This is a genomic window from Eisenibacter elegans DSM 3317 (assembly GCF_000430505.1).
Classification (GTDB): domain Bacteria; phylum Bacteroidota; class Bacteroidia; order Cytophagales; family Microscillaceae; genus Eisenibacter; species Eisenibacter elegans.
The window spans coordinates 231,043-253,806 of the sequence record NZ_AUMD01000020.1; the positions used below are offsets into that span (position 1 = coordinate 231,043).

At 48.0% G+C, this 22,764-nt stretch carries 21 protein-coding genes; 18 read left to right on the plus strand and 3 right to left on the minus strand.

Going from position 1 to position 22,764, the window contains the following annotated elements:
• The first annotated feature begins 34 nt into the window (after positions 1–34).
• The 13 genes from G499_RS0108645 to G499_RS0108705 all read left to right on the plus strand — a co-directional run bounded on the left by G499_RS0108645 (position 35) and on the right by G499_RS0108705 (position 12,117).
• Positions 35–253, plus strand: a complete 219-nt coding sequence (locus tag G499_RS0108645) for a hypothetical protein (protein WP_035726956.1) — start codon at positions 35–37, stop codon at positions 251–253.
• A gap of 28 nt (positions 254–281) precedes the next feature.
• Entirely contained in the window at positions 282–890 is a 609-nt protein-coding gene (locus G499_RS21095; RefSeq protein ID WP_026999615.1) for a J domain-containing protein, read from the plus strand.
• 24 nt (positions 891–914) lie between these two features.
• Positions 915–2,447 carry a S8 family peptidase gene (locus G499_RS0108655; protein WP_051296106.1) on the plus strand — a complete coding sequence of 511 codons (1,533 nt, stop codon included), beginning with the start codon at positions 915–917 and terminating at the stop codon, positions 2,445–2,447.
• Between the two features lie 273 nt (positions 2,448–2,720).
• Positions 2,721–3,755 (plus strand): DHH family phosphoesterase, encoded by a 1,035-nt coding sequence (locus tag G499_RS0108660; RefSeq protein ID WP_245576703.1) that lies wholly within the window; start codon positions 2,721–2,723, stop codon positions 3,753–3,755.
• A gap of 12 nt (positions 3,756–3,767) precedes the next feature.
• Positions 3,768–4,676 carry an FKBP-type peptidyl-prolyl cis-trans isomerase gene (locus G499_RS19300; protein ID WP_035726959.1) on the plus strand — a complete coding sequence of 303 codons (909 nt, stop codon included), beginning with the start codon at positions 3,768–3,770 and terminating at the stop codon, positions 4,674–4,676.
• Between the two features lie 155 nt (positions 4,677–4,831).
• Positions 4,832–5,743 carry an FKBP-type peptidyl-prolyl cis-trans isomerase gene (locus tag G499_RS21100; RefSeq protein ID WP_026999618.1) on the plus strand — a complete coding sequence of 304 codons (912 nt, stop codon included), beginning with the start codon at positions 4,832–4,834 and terminating at the stop codon, positions 5,741–5,743.
• A 4-nt stretch (positions 5,744–5,747) separates the two neighbouring features.
• The gene (gene rdgB, locus G499_RS0108675) at positions 5,748–6,332 is read left to right on the plus strand and encodes an RdgB/HAM1 family non-canonical purine NTP pyrophosphatase (protein ID WP_026999619.1); all 585 of its coding nucleotides are present in this window, start codon (positions 5,748–5,750) and stop codon (positions 6,330–6,332) included.
• Positions 6,329–6,973 (plus strand): uridine kinase family protein, encoded by a 645-nt coding sequence (locus G499_RS0108680; protein ID WP_026999620.1) that lies wholly within the window; start codon positions 6,329–6,331, stop codon positions 6,971–6,973. Before rdgB ends, G499_RS0108680 begins: the two co-directional genes overlap by 4 nt.
• Positions 6,970–7,656: a potassium channel family protein gene (locus G499_RS0108685; RefSeq protein ID WP_035726962.1), complete on the plus strand. Its 687-nt coding sequence runs from the start codon at positions 6,970–6,972 to the stop codon at positions 7,654–7,656. Before G499_RS0108680 ends, G499_RS0108685 begins: the two co-directional genes overlap by 4 nt.
• A 29-nt stretch (positions 7,657–7,685) precedes the next feature.
• Complete coding sequence (gene rsgA / locus G499_RS0108690) at positions 7,686–8,591, plus strand: ribosome small subunit-dependent GTPase A (protein WP_026999622.1); 906 nt, start codon at positions 7,686–7,688, stop codon at positions 8,589–8,591.
• Positions 8,592–8,863: 272 nt separating this feature from the next.
• A complete protein-coding gene (gene porX, locus G499_RS0108695) occupies positions 8,864–10,423 on the plus strand; it encodes a T9SS response regulator signal transducer PorX (protein WP_026999623.1) in 1,560 nt (519 codons plus the stop codon).
• 43 nt (positions 10,424–10,466) lie between these two features.
• Complete coding sequence (gene tsaE / locus G499_RS0108700) at positions 10,467–10,901, plus strand: tRNA (adenosine(37)-N6)-threonylcarbamoyltransferase complex ATPase subunit type 1 TsaE (protein ID WP_035727034.1); 435 nt, start codon at positions 10,467–10,469, stop codon at positions 10,899–10,901.
• On the plus strand, positions 10,894–12,117 hold the full coding sequence (locus G499_RS0108705; RefSeq protein WP_026999625.1) for an alanine dehydrogenase: 1,224 nt from the start codon (positions 10,894–10,896) through the stop codon (positions 12,115–12,117). Before tsaE ends, G499_RS0108705 begins: the two co-directional genes overlap by 8 nt.
• A 28-nt stretch (positions 12,118–12,145) precedes the next feature.
• On the opposite strand, the gene G499_RS19310 is transcribed toward G499_RS0108705, so the two are convergent.
• Positions 12,146–13,492 carry a DASH family cryptochrome gene (locus G499_RS19310; protein WP_051296107.1) on the minus strand — a complete coding sequence of 449 codons (1,347 nt, stop codon included), beginning with the start codon at positions 13,490–13,492 and terminating at the stop codon, positions 12,146–12,148.
• Between the two features lie 336 nt (positions 13,493–13,828).
• Between G499_RS19310 and G499_RS0108715 the strand changes: the two genes are divergently transcribed.
• On the plus strand, positions 13,829–15,076 hold the full coding sequence (locus G499_RS0108715; protein WP_026999626.1) for an MFS transporter: 1,248 nt from the start codon (positions 13,829–13,831) through the stop codon (positions 15,074–15,076).
• Here G499_RS0108715 and G499_RS0108720 read toward each other — a convergent pair.
• The gene (locus G499_RS0108720; RefSeq protein WP_026999627.1) at positions 15,073–15,951 is read right to left on the minus strand and encodes a CHAD domain-containing protein; all 879 of its coding nucleotides are present in this window, start codon (positions 15,949–15,951) and stop codon (positions 15,073–15,075) included. The genes G499_RS0108715 and G499_RS0108720 overlap by 4 nt on opposite strands.
• A 243-nt stretch (positions 15,952–16,194) precedes the next feature.
• Here G499_RS0108720 and G499_RS19315 point away from each other — a divergent pair, with 243 nt between their 5' ends.
• The 4 genes from G499_RS19315 (at position 16,195) to mnmE (ending at position 19,375) form a co-directional block, all read left to right on the plus strand.
• Positions 16,195–16,743 (plus strand): SiaB family protein kinase, encoded by a 549-nt coding sequence (locus G499_RS19315; protein WP_051296108.1) that lies wholly within the window; start codon positions 16,195–16,197, stop codon positions 16,741–16,743.
• 27 nt (positions 16,744–16,770) lie between these two features.
• Positions 16,771–17,148, plus strand: coding sequence for a DUF1987 domain-containing protein (locus tag G499_RS0108730; RefSeq protein WP_026999628.1), 378 nt, complete (start codon positions 16,771–16,773; stop codon positions 17,146–17,148).
• Positions 17,149–17,266: 118 nt separating this feature from the next.
• The gene (locus G499_RS0108735; RefSeq protein ID WP_035726965.1) at positions 17,267–17,962 is read left to right on the plus strand and encodes a metal-dependent transcriptional regulator; all 696 of its coding nucleotides are present in this window, start codon (positions 17,267–17,269) and stop codon (positions 17,960–17,962) included.
• A gap of 6 nt (positions 17,963–17,968) precedes the next feature.
• Positions 17,969–19,375, plus strand: coding sequence for a tRNA uridine-5-carboxymethylaminomethyl(34) synthesis GTPase MnmE (mnmE, locus tag G499_RS0108740; RefSeq protein ID WP_026999630.1), 1,407 nt, complete (start codon positions 17,969–17,971; stop codon positions 19,373–19,375).
• Between the two features lie 115 nt (positions 19,376–19,490).
• On the opposite strand, the gene G499_RS0108745 is transcribed toward mnmE, so the two are convergent.
• Positions 19,491–22,682: a two-component regulator propeller domain-containing protein gene (locus G499_RS0108745; protein ID WP_026999631.1), complete on the minus strand. Its 3,192-nt coding sequence runs from the start codon at positions 22,680–22,682 to the stop codon at positions 19,491–19,493.
• Between the last annotated feature and the right edge of the window lie 82 nt (positions 22,683–22,764).

Here is a 22,764-nt window from a genome sequence, read left to right on the forward strand (position 1 = left end):
ATAGATTATAAAGTTCAGATTTTTTTGAATGCTTATGACCATCACCGGAACTGTCCGCTACCAAGACCTTGGAATGGGTTTTTGGGGAATTATTGACCACAGTGGCCAACAATGGCGACCTCTCAACCTACCCTCAGCGCTGCAAAAAGAAGGGCTGGAGGTACACATCACCGCCAAAAAAGCCAAAGACCAGATGTCTAGCGTGATGTGGGGTACTGCCATAGAAATCACTGATTATCAACCTGTTTCCTAACCTAGCTCACCCCAAACCCCCTCGTGCTATGATTACCAAAATGATTGTCGAAATCTTGCAAGCCATCATCGATGACCCCGCCATCCGTCGCCTGATGGGCAGATACGACCACAAAGGCCGCTCCCAAGTCAACATTGATGAGTTTATGGATGAGATGAACCTCAATGCCGAGCAACGCCAGAAAGTTCGTGAAGCTTACCAAAACTACAACAACAACCAAGAGCGCTACCAATACAAGTACGCGCCCAAGTCAGACGACCCCTTTGATAAGTTTGATGCCTATTTCCGAAAGTATGAGGATATGGCGGAGGAGAATGAAAAACGCTTTGGGCACGAAAAAGCCTATGCTCACCGCAAATACCAGCAATATGCTGGCGGGCAGCAACAAAAAAATAATTACCAGCAGTATGACCCCTCCTACCTGCGTACGGAAGAAGAACGTAAACACTATGAGGTGTTGGAAATCCCTGTAGGCAGTGATTTTGACAAGATTAAAATCGCCTACAAAAGCGCGATGAAGAAGTATCACCCCGACCGATTCCCCAATGATGAAGAAAAGAAAAAACACGCAGAGGAGATTTCTCGTAAAATCAATGGGGCTTATGAGTATTTCAAGAAAAAATTCAATAAGAATTAACGTTTTACCCAAACCTATACACTTATGACGGCTTTACAAACCAATTATCCATACATCTTCGGCGCTTTGTTGCTCTCGGTGGTGTGGTGGTTTGCGACCATACACCGCAACCCCGACAGCCGCACCGTTTGGCCATCGCTTCTTTTTTGGGGTTCGGGCATACTCTACGCGCTGTCGCTTTATTTCAGCACCTTTAGCTTCTGGTACAAGCTCCTGTTGATGCTGCCCCGCGATTTGGGCATCTTGGCCGTGGTGTTCCTGATAGCCAACAACATCAAAAACTCCCGTGGCTTTTTTGTAACGGCAGTCAGTGTTGCACTGTTGATTTTGGGCATCTACTCGAGCATTGTACAACAAGCTGTAGCCAAGGTCTTCAAACCCAATGTGGATCCACAGGCCGAGCTGTTGTTTGAAGCCGACGAAGCGCAGCTAAAGCTCGTAAAACATCATTTACGCAAATACAATGTCAAAATCGAAAAGGCCTTTGACAGTAAAAAAGACAAAGATGCCAATCTTGATCGCTTTTATACCATCAATATTGAGGATAAAGATGAGCACCACATCCATACTGTCAGCAACTTGGTATACGCCTCAGGGGTGTCTTCTGTAGGCCAAAACCGTATCGTACAGCTCAGCCCCCTCGACAAGGCCTCGCCAATCGAAGGTCAGCGCCCCGGCTACGGCCTTAACGACCCCCAGCTTAACCTGCTTTGGGGCTTCGAGCGGATGAAAATGGCAGAGTTTTATACCTACTTGCGTAACAACAAAATAAAGCCTAAGCGCAAAGCCCGTATCGCCATTCTTGATACTGGAGTAGATAAAAACCACGAGGATATCAACGCCCGCTACGTATCTATCAAATCGGCCTACGACCGCGACGGCAATAGCCACGGTACACACTGCGCCGGCATCGCAGCGGCGGTCTCCAACAACGGCAAAGGCATCGCTTCTTTTGCCCCTGATGACCGCTTTGTAGAGGTTACTTCGGTCAAGGTATTGAGCGATCAAGGTAGCGGCACAGACAAGGGCGTTATCGCAGGTATCATCGAAGCCGCCGACAACAAGGCCGATGTGATTTCTATGTCCTTGGGTGGGCACTCCTCAGAGGTCAAACGCCGCGCCTTTGCCCAAGCCGTACGCTATGCCAATAAGCGCGGCGCAATAGTCGTTGTAGCTGCCGGCAACGAATCGCAAGACGCTATCCGTGTCAGCCCTGCCAATGTAGACGGAGTGATTGTAGTAACAGCCGTAGACCAACAACTCAACCGTGCGCGTTTCTCCAACTGGATTAGCTCTCTCAAATGGGGGATTGCTGCTCCGGGTGTGGGCATCCAGTCGACTATCCCAGGCAACAAATATGCTGCCTACAATGGTACATCAATGGCTACCCCTTATGTAGCAGGGTTGCTGGGAATGATGAAAGCACTAGACCCTAAGCTTGATACCGAAAAGGCTTACAAAATTTTGAGTGGTACTGGCATCGATACCCAAGATACCTCCAAGACCGGCAAATTTATCCAGCCTCTACAGGCGCTCCAAGCGCTATCTAAACCCTGATTTTCAGCGGATTGTCTTATAAAAAATCATCTCCTGATTGTGCTGGCAGGCTTTCGAAGCCTGTCAGCACTTTTGGTATCACAGCCTCAGGCATTAGGGTGAAATACACCCCATAATATCTTAAAAATCAAGTATTTATTATTAGCTTGTAAGCTGAATGCAATACCTGTTCATAAGTATGGCGAAAGGCAAAAAAAACTGTTTTTTTTCTGTATTACGAGCTTTTCGCTTAACTTTGTAGTTGCTTTAACCCCGTTGTACACCGATATAGCCATGCAGCTCATGCACAGTTTTGACGATTTTCATCAGTTGTTTTCCTCTCCACAACGTGTAGCGGTCATTCCACATCTCAGTCCCGATGCCGATGCATTGGGTTCTTCTTTGGCCTTGAGTCACTTTTTGCGCAAAAAAGGGCATCAGACTACCGTCGTGTCTCCAACAGCTTATCCTGCTTTTTTGGCTTGGATGGATGAGGAGCAAGCTATCGTCATTGCTGATAAAGAAGCCCAAAAAGCACTAGAGGCTGTCAATGAGGCAGATGTACTTGTTTTTGTGGACTTCTCTTCATACAACCGCCTCAAAAGCCTAGAAGCTCCCGTTCGCAAGTCCAAGGCCAAACGTATGGTCATCGACCATCATTTAAACCCTGATATTGAGGCTGATTTTCAGGTATGGGATGTAAAAGCTTCTGCCACTGCGCAGCTAGTTTATGACTTGATAGAAGGGATTGGCGACAAAGCCTTGGTAGACAACCAAATAGCGCAGTATATCTATGCGGGTATCATTACAGATACCTCTTCCTTCAAACACCCCTCTACCACCAAGCGTGTACACCTTATCACAGCCGATTTGATGGAGGCAGGCCTAGATACCAACCTCGTACAGCGCCGTATCTATGATACCAACTCCGAAGCCCGCTTGCGCTTCTTGGGCTTTGCTCTTCAAAATAAACTGACCGTAGTGCCTGACCATTATGCCGCTTATTTTGCGCTGAGCATTGATGAGTTGGAGAAACATAGCTATCAACCCGGTGATACAGAAGGGCTTGTAAATTATGCACTTTCTATCAAAGATATTGTCATTGCAGCTATGTTTTCAGAATCAGAAGACGGCATTAAAATCTCTTTTCGTTCAGTAGGTGACTTGCCCGTAAACGAAATTGCAGAGAAATATTTCAACGGTGGTGGTCATAAAAACGCCTCCGGAGGGATTTATCACGGCTCACTCGAAGAGGCAACACAGCTATTCTTGTCAATTCTGCCTCAATATGACCATACTATTCTTGAGCAGGTACAAATCAAATGCTAAATTAGCGTGCTTATGAGCTACTTCAGACTGTGGCAGGGAGTATATTTGGGCAGCCTCGTTTTGCTGCTTTGGGCTTGTGGAAGTACCCAAGACCCTGCTGCATCGGCTCTACCACCCCGTAGCGCTAAAGCTATGGATAACGGGCTGAAGTACTCGTTTTTTGGGCAATCCGGCCAAGGGCGAAAAGCGCAGGAAGGGGAATTCATCACCTATCACCTCGTGATTGAAAATGAAGGCCGCCGGCTACGCAGCACCTACGAAGAGTTGAGTGGCCCCATCCAACAAAAACGCCTCCAAACACCTAAAATAAAGGGCACATATGATGAAATCCTGCTTTTGCTCTCCGAAGGAGATAGCGTGGCGGTCTGGATTCCGGCAGACTCGCTGGCCCGACGAACCAACACCAAACTCCCACAGCATATTCCCTCGGGCACAACCCTCAAATATATCATCAAAGTACTCAAAATAGAGTCGGCAGCAGATATCAAAGCCAGCAATGAGCAAAATATGCGCGCCCAACGGGATGAAGACCTAGAGCGTATCCAACAATACATTGCCCAAGACTCGGTATTGCAACAGGCTGAGGTCAAAAAAACCGACTCAGGCTTGCATTATGCCCTGACACAAATAGGGGGCGGCAAAAAACCCAAAACAGGCGACACTGTCAGCATCCATTATGTAGGCAGACTGCTGACCGGAAAGGTGTTTGACAGCTCTTATGAAGGCTCCCCGCTAGAATTTCCGGTTGGCGTGGGGATGGTCATCAAGGGCTGGGACGAAGGGATTATGTTGCTGCAAGAAGGAGACAAAGCCCGAATGTTGATTCCCTCTACTTTGGCCTATGGTATCCAAGGCGATGGGCTGAGCATCCCCCCAATGGCTGTACTGCTCTATGATGTTGAGGTTGTGAAGGTTAAATAAGCACCAACCACACCCAAGGGCTTCAAAATATACCCTTTTTGACTATCCTAAAACACCGACTTTTGATTATCCACAGCCCTACAATTGCCCTTTTGTGGATTTTGCCCTATCTTCGCAAGATTTTAAACCGGTAATTTCTCACCTTGTCTGCATTGATGATGCGAATACATTTTACTTTCTTCGGCCTATTGCTAGGATTGGCGGGCTTGTTCAGCGCCTGCAATATTGATGGAGCTGATAACACTTTCAACGAACGCGCCGACCGCAACATAGCCGAAATAGAAGCCTATATTGATGCCAATGGCCTCAGAGGCCAAATACAAAAAACCGAAAGCGGCTTGTATTATTATATCAAAACACAACGCCCCAACCGACTCCTACCCTTAGAAAGCTATCAGGTAGCCTACAGTTTTGATGGCCGTTTGCTCAATGGCTTACAGTTTGAGACCTCTCCCAATCAAGGGCTTGGTCTGGATACAGCAGTTTTGGGCGCCAATCGCCTCATCAGTGGGCTTGAAGAAGGCTTGCGCTTGGTAGCTCCAGGCGAAGAAGCTGTGTTCTTGATACCCTTCTACTTAGCCTACGGAACCACCAGCTATGTAGGCAATACTTCTGTCAGTATCCCCCCCTTCTCAGCAGTAAAGTTTGAGGTAAACCTCGTTTCGGCCCGCTCCGAAGAGGATCAGATTGTCGATTACCTTCGTGCCAACAACCTCCTTGATATCGCCCAACGTGATACCTCGGGCTATTACTTCGGCTATTTGGAAAAAGCACCCAGCACTGAGCCTGTGCTTGATAGCGGTGCAATCGTACAAGTTACTTACTTAGGGAAGCTGCTCAACAATCGTGTGTTTGACCGATCGGCGGCAGGGACTACCTTTGGTGTAACCGTAGGAGCCACGAATGTTATCTTGTCTTGGCAGTACCTATTCCGCCGCTTACGCGTGGGAGACAAGGTGTTTTTGGCAACCCCTTCGCGCTTGGCTTATGCAGCATCCGGCTCAGGAGAGGTCATCGGGCCCTTTGCCCCGCTATTCTTTGAGATCCAGGTAGTCAGCAAACAATAACCCAATGAAGCTCTGTATAGCCACACGTAACCAAAACAAAATCAAGGAGATACAAGACCTGCTAGATGGCAGTTCTTGGGCTTTTTGCAGTCTTGATGATATTGGTTGTACGGTAGACTTGCCCGAAACCCAACACACCATAGAGGGCAACTCCGCCCAAAAAGCACAATATGTGTGGGAGCATTTTGGGGTAGCATGTTTTGCTGAAGACTCGGGGCTGGAGGTCGAAGCCCTCCAAGGGGCACCCGGAGTATACTCGGCGCGTTATGCCGGACCTGAGCGCAACGATACAGCCAACCTCCAAAAAGTATTGACCCAACTAAGCGGCCAAACCAACCGCCGCGCCCGGTTCAAAACAGTCATCACACTGATTATCGAAGGCGAAATCAGCCAATTTACCGGCATCGTAGACGGCCTCATCACCCCCCAAGCGCAAGGCAACGGGGGCTTTGGCTATGACCCCATCTTCCAACCGCTAGGACAAGAGCGCACCTTCGGGCAAATGAGCTTGGCCGAAAAACAAGCCATCAGCCACCGAAGCCGTGCCCTCCTACAACTCATTGAACACCTCAAACAACAAGATTTATGAAACCCTATGTAGTAGGCGTGAGCGGTGGCAGCGGAGCCGGAAAAACATTTATACTCAGCCATTTAGTAGAGAAGCTAGGCGCTGATAATGTCTGCCTGATTTCACAAGATAATTATTACCTCCCCCGAGAATCACAACCCCTCGACGAAGAAGGAATCCACAACTTCGATACCTTGCGCTCCGTAGATATGGAGCGCTGCTTTCAGGATGTAGAGGCTGTCTTGAAAGGCCAAACTGTTGAGCTTCAAGAATATACTTTCAATAACCCGAATAAAAAACCCAAAACACTGTGTTTTTCCCCAAAACCCATTATCTTGGTCGAAGGAATTTTTATTTATAACCACCCCCTGCTGCGGGACTTGATAGATTTGAAGATATTCTTAGATGTTTCGGAACATATCCGCCTCAAACGCCGTGTATTGCGCGACAACGTAGAGCGGGGCTATGATTTACAAGATGTCCTCTATCGTTACGAAAAACACGTTTACCCAGCCTACGGGAAATATATTTCGCCTTTCAAGAAAAAGGTAGATTTGATCATCCCCAACAACGAGCGCTACGAAAAAGCGCTTGATGTACTCAGCACTTTTTTAGGAGTTAAATTAGCGGCCTACCAAAAACACCACCAACAAAACCTATGAGTAAGTTTGCCGTCATCGGACTGGGACAGTTCGGAGCAGCCATCGCCCTAAGCTTGGCCAACAAAGGAGCAGAAGTTATGGTCATTGATAACAAAACCGACCGTGTGGAGCTGCTCAAAGATGATGTGGCGCACGCTATCGCCCTAGATGCTACCGACAAAAAAGCGCTCCAAGCCCAAAACATCCAAGAAATGGATGCCGTAGTAGTGGCCATTGGAGAAGACTTTGAAGCCCTGCTGCTGACGTGTGTACAACTGATGGACTTAGAAGTTCCCAAAATTGTAGCGCGGGCAGCCAACGATCAACAGCGTGCCATTCTCAGCAAAATCGGCCTGAGGTATATCCTCTCCCCCGAAGAAGAAGTAGGCAAGCAGTTGGCTTCCCAACTACTGAATCCCAATATCAGGGCCTCCTTCCCCTTGGCCGGCGATTATGAAATCGTAGAAGTAGTAGCCCCGCGCAAAGTATGGGAGCGCTCCGTCATAGAAATAGACCTGCGCCGTAAATACAGCCTCAACTTGGTAACCATCATCCGTGAGCGCCAAAACGATACCAGCCAAGCAGGGAGCGAACGCACCATTGATACGATAGGCGTGCCCCGTCCCGAAACCATCATTCAAGCCAAAGATATGCTCATCCTCTTTGGCAAAACCCAAGATATAGACCGTTTCATCAAAACCTAGACAATTTGACTCAATCAACTGGTATCATTATGCGCTCGACCGGCTCTTGGTACGATTTGCGCATCAGCGACGGAAGTCTGCTCAAAGCCCGCCTCCGAGGGAAGTTCAAAATCAAAGATCTCAAAGTAACTAACCCCTTGGCGGTAGGCGACAGAGTGGCCTATGAAATGGAGGCCGGCCAAGCCACAGCCCTTATCACCGAAATCCTCCCCCGTGATAACTACATCATTCGGAAATCTGTCCATAAATCAGCCCACGGCCACCTCATCGCTACCAATATCGACCAAGTACTGCTTATTGTTACGCTGGTACTGCCGCGTACATCCCTAGGCTTTATAGACCGCTATCTGGCAGCAGCAGAGTCTTTTAGAATCCCAGCAAGGCTTATTTTTAATAAGTGTGATTTGCTCGATGACGAAGGACGTGAGGTCTTTGAAGAACTAAAAGCCATCTACGAACCGCTAGGCTACCCCTGCCACTGGGTGTCGGCTACTGAAGGCTTTGGTATGGATGGGCTGGAGGCCGTGCTCCAAGGGCATACCTCCTTGCTATCGGGGCATTCAGGCGTAGGCAAATCTACCCTGCTCAACCGCTTAGCCCCACAGCTCGACCTGCGCGTGGGCGAAATATCTGCCTATTCAGAAAAAGGCACACACACCACTACTTTTGCCGAAATGTTCGAAATAGCTCCCGATATGTTCATCATCGATACGCCAGGTATCAAAGAACTGGGGCTGATTGATATGGAAAAGGAAGAATTGGCGCATTATTTCCCCGAAATGCGTGAACGACTGGGCGAATGCCGGTTTCATAACTGTCTGCACCTCCACGAACCACAATGTGCTATCAGAGCCGCCGCCGAAGCCGGCCTCATTGCCGAAAGCCGATACTATAACTACCTTAGTATGCTGGCTGACGATGATACCCACCGATGATTTGAGGGACAGATTATGTTAAATTTTCATAATTCTCCTACGCACTCCAAACCTTAACTCATCTTTTTTGCGTTATGAAAACAAATACTCGCTAGGGAATTTCAGCAACTACTGGACGACTTCAGAAGTAGCTCCCCGAGCTCAGGGACAACAGGAGGCCTTATGTTGGTAGTACTGCGAAGCCGGAGCTTCGCGGCCAGAGTACCGCAGTACCACATCAACACCTATCTCTTAAAATACCAGAACTGTACCAAACCCCTCGAATTTGTTTTATGGAGACTATTTATCACATTTTATGGGCCGATGATGAAATCGATTTGCTCAAGCCTCATATCCTATTCTTAGGCAAAAAAGGTTACAAAGTAACCCCAGTCAACAGCGGTACAGATGCGCTTGACCAAATCGAGGAGACCTCTTTCGATTTGATTTTTTTGGATGAAAATATGCCCGGTATGACTGGACTGGAGACCCTCACCCAAATCAAACAACGACAACCCAATGTGCCCATTGTGATGATTACCAAGAGTGAGGAAGAGCATATTATGGAAGAGGCCATTGGAGCCAATATTGCCGACTACCTTATCAAACCCATCAACCCCAATCAAATCATTCTTTCTATCAAGAAGATACTGGATAACCAACGTATCCGCTCCGAAAAAACACAGCAAAACTACCAACAAGATTTCCGTAATCTGATGATGGCTTTTGGTGAGCGGACCGACTATCAAGAGTGGACTGAGATTTACAAAAAACTGGTGTTTTGGGAGCTTGAAATCGAAAGCTCACAAAGCCAAGGGATGCAGGAAGTGCTCGAAATGCAAAAAAACGAAGCCAATACCAACTTTGTAAAATTTATAGAAGAGAATTATGAAGAATGGCTGGCCAACCCACAAGACGAGGACACTCCTTTGCTCTCGCACCACCTTGTGCGTAGCAAGGTGCTTCCTTTTCTGCAAAACAATGAGCCTGTGTTCTTCATTGTCATTGACAACCTACGCTACGACCAGTGGAAAGTCATAGAGCCGATGTTGGCACCGTATTTTCATATCGAAGAAGAAAGCATTTATTACTCAATTTTGCCTACCACAACGGCTTATGCGCGTAATGCGCTGTTTTCGGGGCTGACTCCGCTCGAAATGTCGCGCAAACATCCTGACTTGTGGGTAGAAGAAGGCGACGAAGAAGGCAAAAACCTACAAGAGGCCGCCTTTTTGGAGAAACAGCTCCAGCGCCTGCGCCATAATATCCGCTTTGAGTACCACAAAATCATCCACCAACAGAAAGGCAAACAAGTAACCGAAAGCCTCAACCAACTGATGGGCAACCAACTCAATGCCTTGGTTTACAATTTTGTGGATATGCTTTCTCACGCCCGTACTGATGTGGCGATGATTCGGGAGCTGATGCCTGATGATGCAGCCTTTCGCTCGCTGACAAAATCCTGGTTTGCACACTCTCCGCTCTTTGATTTGCTCAAAAAGCTATCTGACAAAAAAGCTAAAGTCATTTTGACTACCGACCACGGTACGGTCTTTGTCAAACGTCCTTTCAAAATTATAGGCGACCGCAATGTCAATACCAACTTGAGATACAAACAAGGGAAAAACCTCAACTACGACGGCGACAAAGTATTGGTGGCGCGTAAGCCCGAGGCTTTTCACCTGCCCAAGGTCAATCTCTCTACGTCTTATGTGTTTGCTGTAGAAGATTATTTCTTTGCCTACCCCAACAACTACAACCATTATGTCAACTACTACCGAGATACTTTCCAACACGGCGGCGTATCTATGGAAGAGATTATGATTCCTTTTGTAGTTTTGGCTCAAAAATAACCCTATAGGGGCGCAAGGCCTCATTATCTTGGTGTACCTCTGTATGGAACAGCTCCAAATAGCCGGCTATTCTTTGTCTGAAATAGCCCAAGTAGCACAGAAAATATGTAACTTCGCAGGAGAAATGCGCATTTGGCGCTTTGAGGGGGAAATGGGCGCTGGCAAGACCACACTCATTCAGGCTGTCGTACGTGCGCTGGGTAGCTCCGACCGCGTACAAAGCCCTACTTTTGGGTTGGTCAACCAATACCAAGACCCTCATACAGGCGAGCCGATGTATCATTTTGATTTTTATCGTCTGGCCGATGAAGCCGAAGCATATGCCCTTGGCTGCGAGGAGTATTTTGATAGCGGTGCTTATTGTTTTGTAGAATGGGCCGAGCGCATTCCTACCCTATTACCCGCACAACATCTACACCTCCGGCTGGAGATACTAGACCCTGAGCACCGTACGATAGTCGTTCAAAAATATGAGTAAACAAAGCCAAGAAGGCCTCACTCCCTTAACCCAAACCCTGCTCTACCCGCAGGAAAGCCTAGCCCCCGTTGGTAAAAAACACCAACGCCTCAGTATCGGCGTACCCAAAGAAAATAATCCGCACGAAACACGTGTGCCGCTCACGCCCGAGGCTGTAGCCATATTGGTAGGCAACGGCCACGAAGTAACCGTCGAAACCCACGCAGGCGAGGGTGCCAAATACGACGACCGGCAGTTTAGCGAAGCAGGTGCCAGGATTAGTTACTCTGCCGAAGAGGTCTTTGGCTGTGATGTGGTCATTAAGATTGACCCACCGACCGAAGAGGAGCTGGAGTGGATGAAGCCCGGACATATGCTCATCTCGACCCTCCAAATGGCTAAGCTGGAGCCTAATTTCATCAAGGCCTTGTTGCGCAAAAAAGTGATTGCGCTGGCTTACGAATTTTTGGAAGATGCTGCCGGAGGCCGCCCTATCGTCCGAACGATGAGCGAAATTGCCGGGAGCACAGTGATGCTCATAGCCGCCGAATACCTCAGCAGTATGCGCGATGGCAAAGGAATCATCCTTGGCGGCATTACGGGAGTACCACCGAGCCGTATTGTTATCATTGGCGCTGGGACGGTAGGCGAGTACGCCGCCCGCACAGCCATCGGCTTGGGCGCAGAAATCAAAATATTTGACCGCAGCCTCTATCGCCTCCGCCGCCTGAAGTATGCCATCGGTCAACAAATTTATACCTCTACCCTCAACGCCATCACCTTGGCCGAGGCCATTAGCCGCGCCGATGTGGTCATCGGAGCGCTCCGCTCCGAAGGTACACGCAGCCCCTTTGTCGTTACAGAGGAGATGGTCGCCTCGATGCAGCCCGGCTCTATCATCATTGATGTCAGCATAGACCAAGGCGGATGTGTGGAAACATCCGAAATCAGCACCCACAAACAGCCTGTATACAAAAAATACGGCATCATCCACTATGCCGTACCCAATATTGCAGCTCGTGTAGCCCGTACCTCTTCCTCAGCCCTGAGCAATATCTTCGCCCCATACCTAATCGAAATGGGGGATTGCGGCGGTGTAGAGGAAACTATTTTTACCAATAAGGGCTTCCTCAAAGGTGTTTATGCACACAAAGGCAGCCTCACCAATGCGCATATCGCCCGCTCTCTAGGAATGTCTTATAAGGATCTTGCACTCCTGATGGCGGCTAGGCTCTAAGGGCTTGTGATAGACACGGGGCACCAACCTAGTGGTAGGCCGGATGCTGTATTTCGGGCATCCATAGGCGGACATATTCCCCCTTGGGGTCATAACGTTTGGCTTGGCTCGGTATGTTGAAATAGCGATTTTCGCGAGGATCATTGCCTACACCGGCCACATAACACCAGTTGCCCCAGTTGCTGCAAGGGTCATAGTCAATCAACATCGACTCAAAATACATTGCCCCCCAAATCCAATATACCTGCAAGTCTTTGACAAGATAGCTGGCAACATTTTGCCGCCCTCTGTTAGACATAAAGCCCGTCAGCGCTAGCTCTCGCATATTGGCATCTACGAAAGGCTCTTTGCAGCGCCCTTCGACCCATTTGTCGAAGCGCTTGCGGGCTTTCTGCATCTTTAGTGCGTTATCGCCCCGAATCCCCTCAGGCAGAAAAATACGATTGCCGTATTTTTTAGCTACAAATCGAAAATAGTCGCGCCACAATAACTCAAATACCAACCAGTAAGTAGAGTCATTTTGGATGATTTGGTATTCGTATTTGTGTACTTCTTCATACACATAGCGCGGCGACAAACACCCCAGTGCCAGCCAAGCCGAAAACTTAGAGGAGTAATCTGTTCCTATAAGGCCATTGCGCGTCTCTTTGTATTGGCTGAGTAGGTTTTTTTGCCAAAAATACTCTCGTACACGCTCTAAGGCGGCAGTTTCTCCTCCAGCATAGGGCATTGCCGTACGCTCATCGGGGATGGCAGCGGCGCCCAAGCCCAAGTCCTCTGTAGTCGGCAGCGCATCTTGATACAACTCCTGCGGTAATTGGACTGATGGCAGGGCATTGGGCATTGGCCAAAGAGGGCGCACCTTGGTTTGTCGCTCTACCGACTTGCGAAAGGTAGTGAATATATCTGGGAGGTTGCAAACAGGATAGGGAAGGTCTTCGAGATGGTACAGCGTACTGGTCCAGAAACGATTCAGGGCAATTTTATGCTCCCATAGTTTAGCCTCAAGGCTTGCTTCTACGGCAAGCTCTTCGGGTGTTACCTCTTGCATCGTATACACCGCATCAACTTGGCACTGCCGCGCCAAAAGGCTGATTTCGTGTTCAGGCAAGCCTACCCGCAACACCAGCCGGCTCCCTAGTGCTTGTAGGCGCTGCTGTAAATCTGCTACAGCTTGGAGCAAAAACTGTGTTCGGAAAATCCCTGTTTTTGGGAAACCTAAGCTGGTAGGCGCAAACTGCCGTGTATCAAAGCAATAAACCGGAATCAGCGAATTGGGAAGGCCATCAGCAGCTTGAAGCGCCCTGGAGAGCACTTCGTTGTCGTGTGTGCGCAAATCGTTGCGAAACCAAACAAGGATTCTTTTCTCTTTCATAAAAATCGCGAAAGGCGTTAGAGGTTACAGTACTTACAGAAATCATTGTACAGCAAATTTGTTTGGCTTTTGTAGCAAAATACGTTTGAGATTGTCTTATATTGCCACTTTAGCTCCCACGATTAAAATCGTGGGCAAAACATAAGACCTGCACTTTTTGTCTAGTATCAGCACAAAAATCAGCTGTTTTGAGTGCCACACTGAAAGTTTACACCAAGATTCACAAGATTTGATTTTCTTGAATATCAAGGATTTTCAGTGCAAAGATTTCCCGAGCTAATTATAATTTATTATAATCAAAAGTAAAATTTCACGAAACAAATACATTATTTGCAGATGATCGCAAAACGTTGGCAGATTTCTTTGGTCTTGCTGGTCTCCGTCATTATCGCCTTTTTCGACCGCCTCAATGTAACCTATATCATCAGCGAGCTAGCGCAGCAGTACGGCTGGAGCGATGCAGAGTTAGGGAGTAAGGGTGGTTTGTTGATGACGATTTTTTATGTGGCTTATGGCATTTCGAATATCTTTTTGGGCGGGTTGGTCGGTCGTTATGGTGCAAGGCGCAGCCTGTTGGTGATAGTGGTGTTATGGTCTGCCGCTACAGCTGTAGGTGCACTTTTGCATACACACTTTGCGGGGTTGCTGCTCAGCAGAATATTACTGGGGCTGAGCGAAGGACTACACTACCCGGCAATGACCGCACTGACCAAGGTTTGGTTTCCGGTTTCAGAACGCAGTCGCGCCAATGGATTGTGGACTTCGGGTATTTTCTTTGCCCTTGTATTGGGGCCCTTGGTTTTGGTACCAGTGATGCAAGCCTTTGGCTGGCGGTTTATGTTCTATTTCTTGGCCATTCTGGGGATGGGCATTACGTGGCCTTTGGTATACTTTTTTGTATATGACCAACCCGAAACACACCCACACATCAGCGCCAAAGAACGCCACTGGATAGCCCAGGCCATAGCCGAGTCAGAAGAAAGCCAAGACGAATCTCCGCTTGATGTGCGAGCCTTGTTGCGACAGCACTTGTTTTGGGTGGTGGTGGTGATTGGGATGCTGAGCAATACTATCGCACACGGTTTGCTCAACTGGCTTCCCACCTATTTTATCAAAGAACGGCAGATTGCCGAACAGCTGCTCAGTCGTGCTTTGGCTATTCCGTATGTCTTCTCTATAGCCGGAGTCTTGTTTTGGGCTTATCTAGGCGACCTAACCCGCCGCCGTCTGCTTATCTGCGCCCTAGGGTTTGTTTTGGCAGGTATATTTGCGGCCTTTGCCCTGAGAGCCCACGACATCCCGACGACGGTAGCCGTGTTGAGTGCGGCTATCTTTTCGGTATCGGCCTTCATCACCACAGAGTATACCCTCGTCCAACGTATTTTGCCCAAACAAGGCGTAGCACGCGGGATAGGGCTTTACAACGGTCTCGCCATTATTGTGGGTGGTGGCGGTGGTCCCGCTATTGTGGGGGCAGTAGTCAATGCCAGTGGCAGCCTGACAGCCGGGCTGTTTGTGTTGGTTGGTTTTTGTTTTGCTGTAACCTTGGTCTTGCTTTATCTCAATCGTCTGTTACGTTTTTAGCCCCCCTGCTCGGTCTCATTGATCTGTTGCCAAATAGCGGCCTGCTGTGCCAAACGACTAAGCAAGGTGGTGGTGTTGAGGCGTAAATGCGCTTCCTGCCAATGTTTTTGCGCGTGGCGATAGAGGCCATTGGCCGCTGCCTTTGGCAAGGGAAGCTGCGCCTGTTGATGATAGGCTCCCAGATGATGGTAGGCCAAAATGGCATCGTGCCAATGCCCAAGATGTTGGCAGACCTCCCTAAGGTCAGTCAGTAAGGTCGGGTATTGTATTGGAACCACCTTTGAAAAAATTTTACACAGAAAAAAGATTTCCTTCAGCTCTGCCCGCAGCTGGTGTTGGTCTTCTTCGTCAGGGCTTGGCTGCAAGATGACAGCCTCGCCTATGTGCCTCAAGAGCACTTGGGCAAAGGCCTGCCACAGGGCAGCCTTGTCTGCCTTGGGTTTCCAGAGAGGCTTCCATAAGCGCTCTTGCCGCTTTAAGGCCTTTTGCATTCGGGTAGGCTTTTGAGCCATTGCCTCCTTGAGCAACTTGGCAGCACGGCGGTGTTCTTTGGCTAGGTACTCTTGGTAGGCCTGTGTGTTTTGGAATTTGGCATACGGCTCCAACAAAGTCATCTTTAGCGCAAGGTCTCGCTGATTGCCCGCTTTTTTGTATATTGGCCTGAGTATTTTGCCTAACGGCTTTTGTTGAGCTACTTTTAGTTTCAAGCTCTGGTTGAGAATAGGCATCACTGTCCTCAAGCGCTTTACAGCCCTTCGGAACTCAAAAGCAGCCTCCGCATCTACTTTGGGGCGTGCCAAACACTCCTCTATGCTGTGAAATTGTTTTTGGGTGAATTGGGCTATGAGTACTTGAAAATCGCGATAAATAGGCATAATTTTGGCAAAACAGAAGCTGAAACCAACAAAGTTAGCCAAAATAGCCGTCTAAACACAACGAATACACGCTTTAGTCGAATATCAGCGCTAGTTTAAATGTAATTAAAAACTTTCTATCGAATAAAACCCAACCCTCCCAGATTTTATTCGTATTTACTTGACATAGTTCGCTTTTGCGATTTATATTGCACACAGGTATTCCCCCATTAGCCCGGAAGCCCTGCTCAAAACCTTAGAATTATGATTGGACAACAGTTCGATGGTTATCAATCTTGCCAAGATTTAGATGCTTACAATGCCATCCTTGTGTTTAAGGGCACATTATCACAAGAAATATTGGCCGATATTGGTACTAGCTTGCGCGATAAGTTTAAACACAACCAAACGGCAAGCAAGAAAGTCTTTGCAGTCTTCATTGAATTGGCGCAAAACATCTACCACCACTCTGCCGAGAAGGAATTTTCCGTTCAAAAAAATCGCGCAGAGGGTATCGGTATCGTCTCTATCCAAGACTATGAAGACCATGTGATTGTTACCTCCGGCAATATGGTCAACAAAAGCCAAGCCCAGCAGCTTTCCGAAAAATGTGAGTACATCAACCAACTGGATGCCGAAGGACTGAAAACCCACTACAAAGAACAACGCCGCCAAACCAATGAAGGCACAGGAGCCAATGTAGGACTGATAGATATGGCGCGCAAATCCGGTAACCGCTTGTTTCACGAAAACCACGAGTTGAATGAGCAGCTTAGCTTCTTTACCCTACACATCAAAATTAATAAAGAATAATAAACCCATTCAAACCCCTCAACACTTATGGAGAATTTTCAGATAGAAGGCTCACACTACATTCCGGAGATTAACTTTAATGCAGACACTGGTGTTTTAGAAATCTCAGGCGAATCGTATCACGAGTATACCCTAGAGTTTTTTCAGCCGGTGTTTGATTGGCTCAAAAACTATATGGAAGCCTCTGGACGCAAGATAGTGCTCAATTTTAAGATGACCTATTTCAATACTAGCTCCTCGCGCCGCTTCTTAGAAATTATGACGATGCTCGAAGAATATCACAACAGCAAAAAAGGAGAAGTAGTCATCAACTGGTATTATGAAGAAAATGATTTGGATATGCTCGAAAGCGGTGAAGAGTATGCAGAAGACGTAAAAGTGCCTTTTAACCTGATTCCTCACTAGGCTCATCCTCAGGCAACTACCCCGCAACAGGGCCTCCCCGGCGACTTGGCAAGCCCGCAAAAGCTTGGCAAATCGCCGGAGAATTCGCTATTTTTGTATGCCCGAAGCGTCAATGCCTATGAAAATCACCGAAGCGCTCAGCCTAACAGAAGAAGATTACCTCAAGGCTATCTATCATCTTGAGCAAGACCAAATCTTCAAAAACGAACAACAGGGCGTAAGTACCAATGATATTGCACGCAAGATAGATCTTAGCGCCGCCTCTGTCAGTGATATGATTAAAAAGCTGGCGCAAAAATCGCTACTCCATTATGTTAAGTATCAAGGGGTAACCCTTACCGATGAAGGCCGCCGCCATGCCATCTACCTCATCCGAAAACACCGCCTGTGGGAAACTTTCTTGGTCGAAAAGCTACGCTTTGCCTGGGATGAAGTCCACGAAATCGCCGAGCAGCTAGAGCACATTCACTCTGTTGCGCTGGTAGCGCGTTTGGATGAGTTCTTGGGATACCCACGTTTTGACCCCCACGGCGACCCAATCCCCAATGAGGCCGGAGAAATAGTAGAACAACACGCCCGCACCTCCTTGCGCCAAGCCCCCATAGGGCAAGCCCTGCAAGTGGTCGCTGTGCGCGAAAACAGCCCCGAGTTTTTACAATACCTCAACCGCCTAGGGATCAATCTCGATACCCGCCTAGAGGTATTAGAACACGTAGCCTATGACCTTTCGCTGCGCGTCTCTATTGAGCAGTCTGCTGCTCAAACACTTACCCACGAGGTAGCCGAGAATATTTTCATTACCCCTATCGCCTAATTACTAGTGAACCCACAGCTCCACCTCGCCCAACACCGCAACGACACCATTGTGGCCCTTGCTACAGCCCAAGGTCAAGGGGCTATCGCGGTATTGAGGGTGTCGGGTAAAGATGCCTTTGCTCTAGTCAATGATATTTTTCGAGGGCGCAAAAGCCTTGAAACTGCCGCCTCACACCGTCTGATGTTTGGGTATATTGTAGACCAAAACGAGACTGTAGTTGATGAGGTGGTCTTGGGGTTATTTCGCAACCCACAATCTTTTACAGGTGAAGATGTAATAGAAATCAGTTGTCACGGCTCCCCATACATCATTCAGCGTATTATGAGCCTGCTGTTGGCTAAGGGTGCCCGCGCCGCAGAAGCCGGAGAGTTTACACAAAGGGCGTTCCTAAATGGCAAGCTTGACTTGGCGCAGGCCGAAGCAGTGGCTGACCTAATAGCCGCCGACTCTGCCCAAGCCCACCGCATAGCCCTCAATCAAATGAGAGGGGGATTTTCGGAGACCATCCAACAACTACGTCAAGCTTTCATCGACTTGGCCTCCTTGGTAGAGCTAGAACTGGATTTTTCGGAAGAAGATGTGGAATTTGCTGACCGTAGTCGGCTCGAAAGCCAAACACAGATGCTCCTGCAAGAGGTACAGGCCTTGGCTGACTCCTTTAAGGTCGGAAATGTGCTCAAAAACGGGGTTCCGGTAGCCATCGCCGGAAAACCAAACGCCGGAAAATCGACCTTGCTCAACGCCTTGTTGCGCGAAGACAAGGCCATTGTCTCGGACGTACCCGGCACCACCCGCGACTATATCGAGGATGAAATTGTACTGCAAGGAACACGCTTCCGCTTTATTGATACCGCTGGGCTGAGAGCCACTGATGATACCGTGGAAAAGCTGGGGATAGCTCGCACTTATCAAAAAATACAGGAAGCCCGCCTAGTCGTTTATCTTTTTGATGCCACCCAAACTACCGCCGAAAGCCTCCGCTTAGAGCTGGCCGAAAACCTACCACAGGATTTGCAAGCCCCCCTCCTACTGGTAGGCAACAAGATAGACCAAGCAGATGAGACCCACTGCCGCTCCCTAACCCAACAAATACAGGGAGAGGTCTTATTGATTTCAGCCGTTACCCGGCAAAATCTAGCGCATTTGGAACAAACGCTAGTCAACAGTATTGGCCTGCACCAACTCCAAGAAGGACAGACCATCGTTACCAATGCGCGACACTACCAAAATCTACTTGACACTGCTCAGGCATTGCAACGTGTTTTGGAAGGGATTACTTTTCAGATGCCCACAGAGTTGTTGGCCAGTGATTTACGCACAGCTATCTATTATTTGGGAAATATCACCGGCGAAATCACACACGAAGACCTGTTGAGTAACATTTTTAGCAAGTTTTGCATTGGGAAATAGCTATAAAACAAACTAAACTTCTGGTTATTATAAGGGTTTTCAAAAACCAAAAACAACCGCCTAAATAAAAATGGCTTGCCTTTATGGCCATTGTACCCCTAAAATCAATATGGCCTTATACCCTAAATCCTATCACCAAGATATCGTCAATTTGCTCTTCATTACCTTCAATCATCCATTCTTTTAAGGTTTGGCCAAGGATTTGTCGTTGTTCAGCCAAGGGTTTGTGATGAATTTGTGATAACAAACTACGCAGGTTCCGAACAAGGAACTTGCGGTTTTCTGTTCCTCCAAATTGATCTACATATCCATCAGAGAGCAAGTAAAAAGTAGGTGAATGATATGCTGTCAGGTCGATGGTATGTAGCTCAAAGGTGCGCTCAAGCTCTCGCTGAAGCCCCCCTATGGGTACTTTGCTTCCTTTGATTGTATAGACCTCTCCTTGGTCGGCGATGATTAGGGGCTGTATTGCGCCAGCGAAGGTCAGGGTTTTGCGTGTAGGATTATAACAACAGATGGACATATCCATTCCATCGCGGCTATCGCCAGAGGCTTGTTTGAGTTTGGTACGCACACTTTTATGCATCACTTGTAGGATATGATGTGGTTCTTGTATGCGTTTGAGTTGGATGGTCTCTTCGAGCAAATCGTGGGCAATGAGGCTCATAAATGCCCCGGGGACTCCGTGTCCGGTACAGTCAATCGCAGCGATGTAGTGTAGCAGTTCGTTTTGCGCGTTTTTGGTAGTACCCGTCCAATACAAATCGCCCGAAACGATATCTCTAGGCTGATAGAGCACAAAGTTTTGTGGGAAAGCCGCCCCCATCTCTTCTGAGGTGGGCAAGATAGCTTCCTGTATGCGCTTGGCATAGTTGATACTGGCCGTAATGTCTGCATTTTTGCGTTCGATAATCTCTTTTTGCATCACGACCTCTTGTGTGCGCTCTTGGACTTTTCGTTCCAATGACAAGCGATGGCGCTCGGCCTGTTTGAGGCGTATGTCGGAGATTTTCCGTGCGGAGACAAACACCCCTGCCAACATCAACAAAGCAAGCGACACCCTCACCCAAGCCTGTTCGTGCCAATTGGGCTGAATAGTAATCGTGAGTACATCGCCTTCTTCGTTCCAGATATCGTCATTGTTAGAGGCCTTTACCCTGAAGTGGTACGTACCGGGAGGCAAGGCTGTATAAATCGCCCGGCGCTCTGTGTTGGCATCTACCCAGTCGGTGTCGTAGTTTTCGAGTTTGAATTTAAAGCGTACCCGCTCAGGAGCGATAAAGCTTAGCCCGCTGAAATCAAAGATAAAGCGATTGTTTCCTGAAGCTACCCTGATATTTTCTGCCAACGAATAATCAATACCATTGACACTCAAGGCATTGATGTGTACCATTGGTCGTAGCTGATTGTACGGAATGCGGGTAGGATCAATGAGCAATACTCCTCCCAAGGTAGGGACATAGAACTTGCCTCCGGGGAGCTTGACGGAATGTGTGGCTCCGGCACATTGTTCGTTTTTCATCCCATCGCCTTTGTTAAAAAGCTTCCAGTAGATATTTTTTTGGGTCATATTCCGATGATAGGCCTCTAGCTCTGCCTTGGCTACTCGTATTATGCCAATATTGCAAGGCATCCAGAAGTTGCCCTCTTGGTCTTCCAAGATATCAAATAATGCGTCATTGGGTAGGCCGATATTTGAGTCATATACCGTAATTTTACCCCCCTCAATACGGCTAAGGCCTGCGTTGGAGGCACACCAAATCACCTCGTTTTCTGTTATTCGGATTCGAAAAACCAAGTTGCTAGCCAATCCCTTTTCCATATCGATCAATTCTTTGAAACGCCCCTCTTCGCTGAGGCGGTTGATACCGCCGTTGTTGGTCGCTACCAGAATATCCCCATTTTTGGCTTGGGCAATGTCCATGATAAAGTCAGAGCTAAGTCCTTGGCTTTTGCCAAAATAGCTGAACTTACCCTCTTGGTTGAGCCGTGCTATGCCGCCAAACTTCGTGCCTATCCAAATGTTTCCTTTGCGGTCTTCGAATACAATCCTAACCGCATTATCAGGCAGGCCATTGGCATCAGTATAGCGTATTTCTGTGCCGTCAGCACTTTTTTTGACTAGCCCCTCGTAGGTGCTAATCCAGACGTTCTTTTTGCTATCTTGAAATAGGTGGTAGATTCGGTCTTTGGGGAGTGGTGTTTTGACATCAAAGGGCACAATTGTACCGTCCGCCCGCAGGTGATCTATCAAGCCATTGGTTGTTCCTATCAATAGCTCATTGGTGTTGTATGCCGCCAGCGAGCCTACAGTCGTCCAACGCAGCCCTTCTTGGCGCGTATAGTTAAAAAATTTCCCTCCCTTGGCCTGAAAAAGGCCGTCTCTGTATGATGTAGCCCATAGGCTGCCCTCTCGGTCAAAGCAAATATCCTCGATACTAATGATAGCGTCCTCTTCCATCAGAGAGAGCTTCTCCACGGCTTGTGTGCGGGCGTTGATACGAAAAACACCCTCGTTAGTGCCTACCCACAGGCTACCCCAAGTATCTTGGGTGACCTTGCGAACAGAAAAACCTTTGAGCTTCTCCACGGCGTTGAGCTTCCCCCCCACCCATTGGTACAAGCCATCTGACTTGGCTATCCAGAAGCGTTGCTCTTTGTCTAAGAAAAAATCCTGAATACCTTTTTCGTCTCCCTCTTTTTCGAATACAATCTGTTCAAATCGGTTGCCCTCTGTCATCCAAAGTACTCCTTGGCTTTCGGTACTGATCCAAAGTCGTTTTTCTGCGTCTTGGCCTATGGCAGTAATGGTAGTGTGGGCCAAAATGGGGTGATTGACCCGAGTAAAGACTTGCTTGTCGAGCGAGACTTTGAAGAGGCCTTCGCTTCGTGTGCCTACCCAAGCTGCTCTGCCATCGGCTTCCAACCAAAAAGCCTCGATATAGTATTCTTTGCCTCCTATGTACTGTAAGGTGCCATTGTGGTATACCAATAAACCACTGCCTTGTGTGCCTATAAACAACTGACCGTCATTGGTTTCGCGTAGCAAGTAGGTATTGTTATTGAGCAATAGAGCGCTAGTACGTTTGTCAAAAACTTTGAAATGAGCACCATCAAACCGTACCAGCCCGTTGTAACTCGTAACCCAAAGGTAGCCATTGTGTCCTTGATGTACCTCTTTGAGCGCATTGGAAGGCAGCCCTTGGTCGATTGTCCAGCGAGTAACAATCAACTGTGAAAGCGGTTTGGCAGGGTCTAGCGCTTGGTTATTTACCCCTTGAGCACGCAATTGTAAGTGATAAAACATTGATATCCAAATAATTACTATTTGGCATACAACTACTATATATCGATTTTGGTAATGTTTGCTCATATAAATAGTACCATTG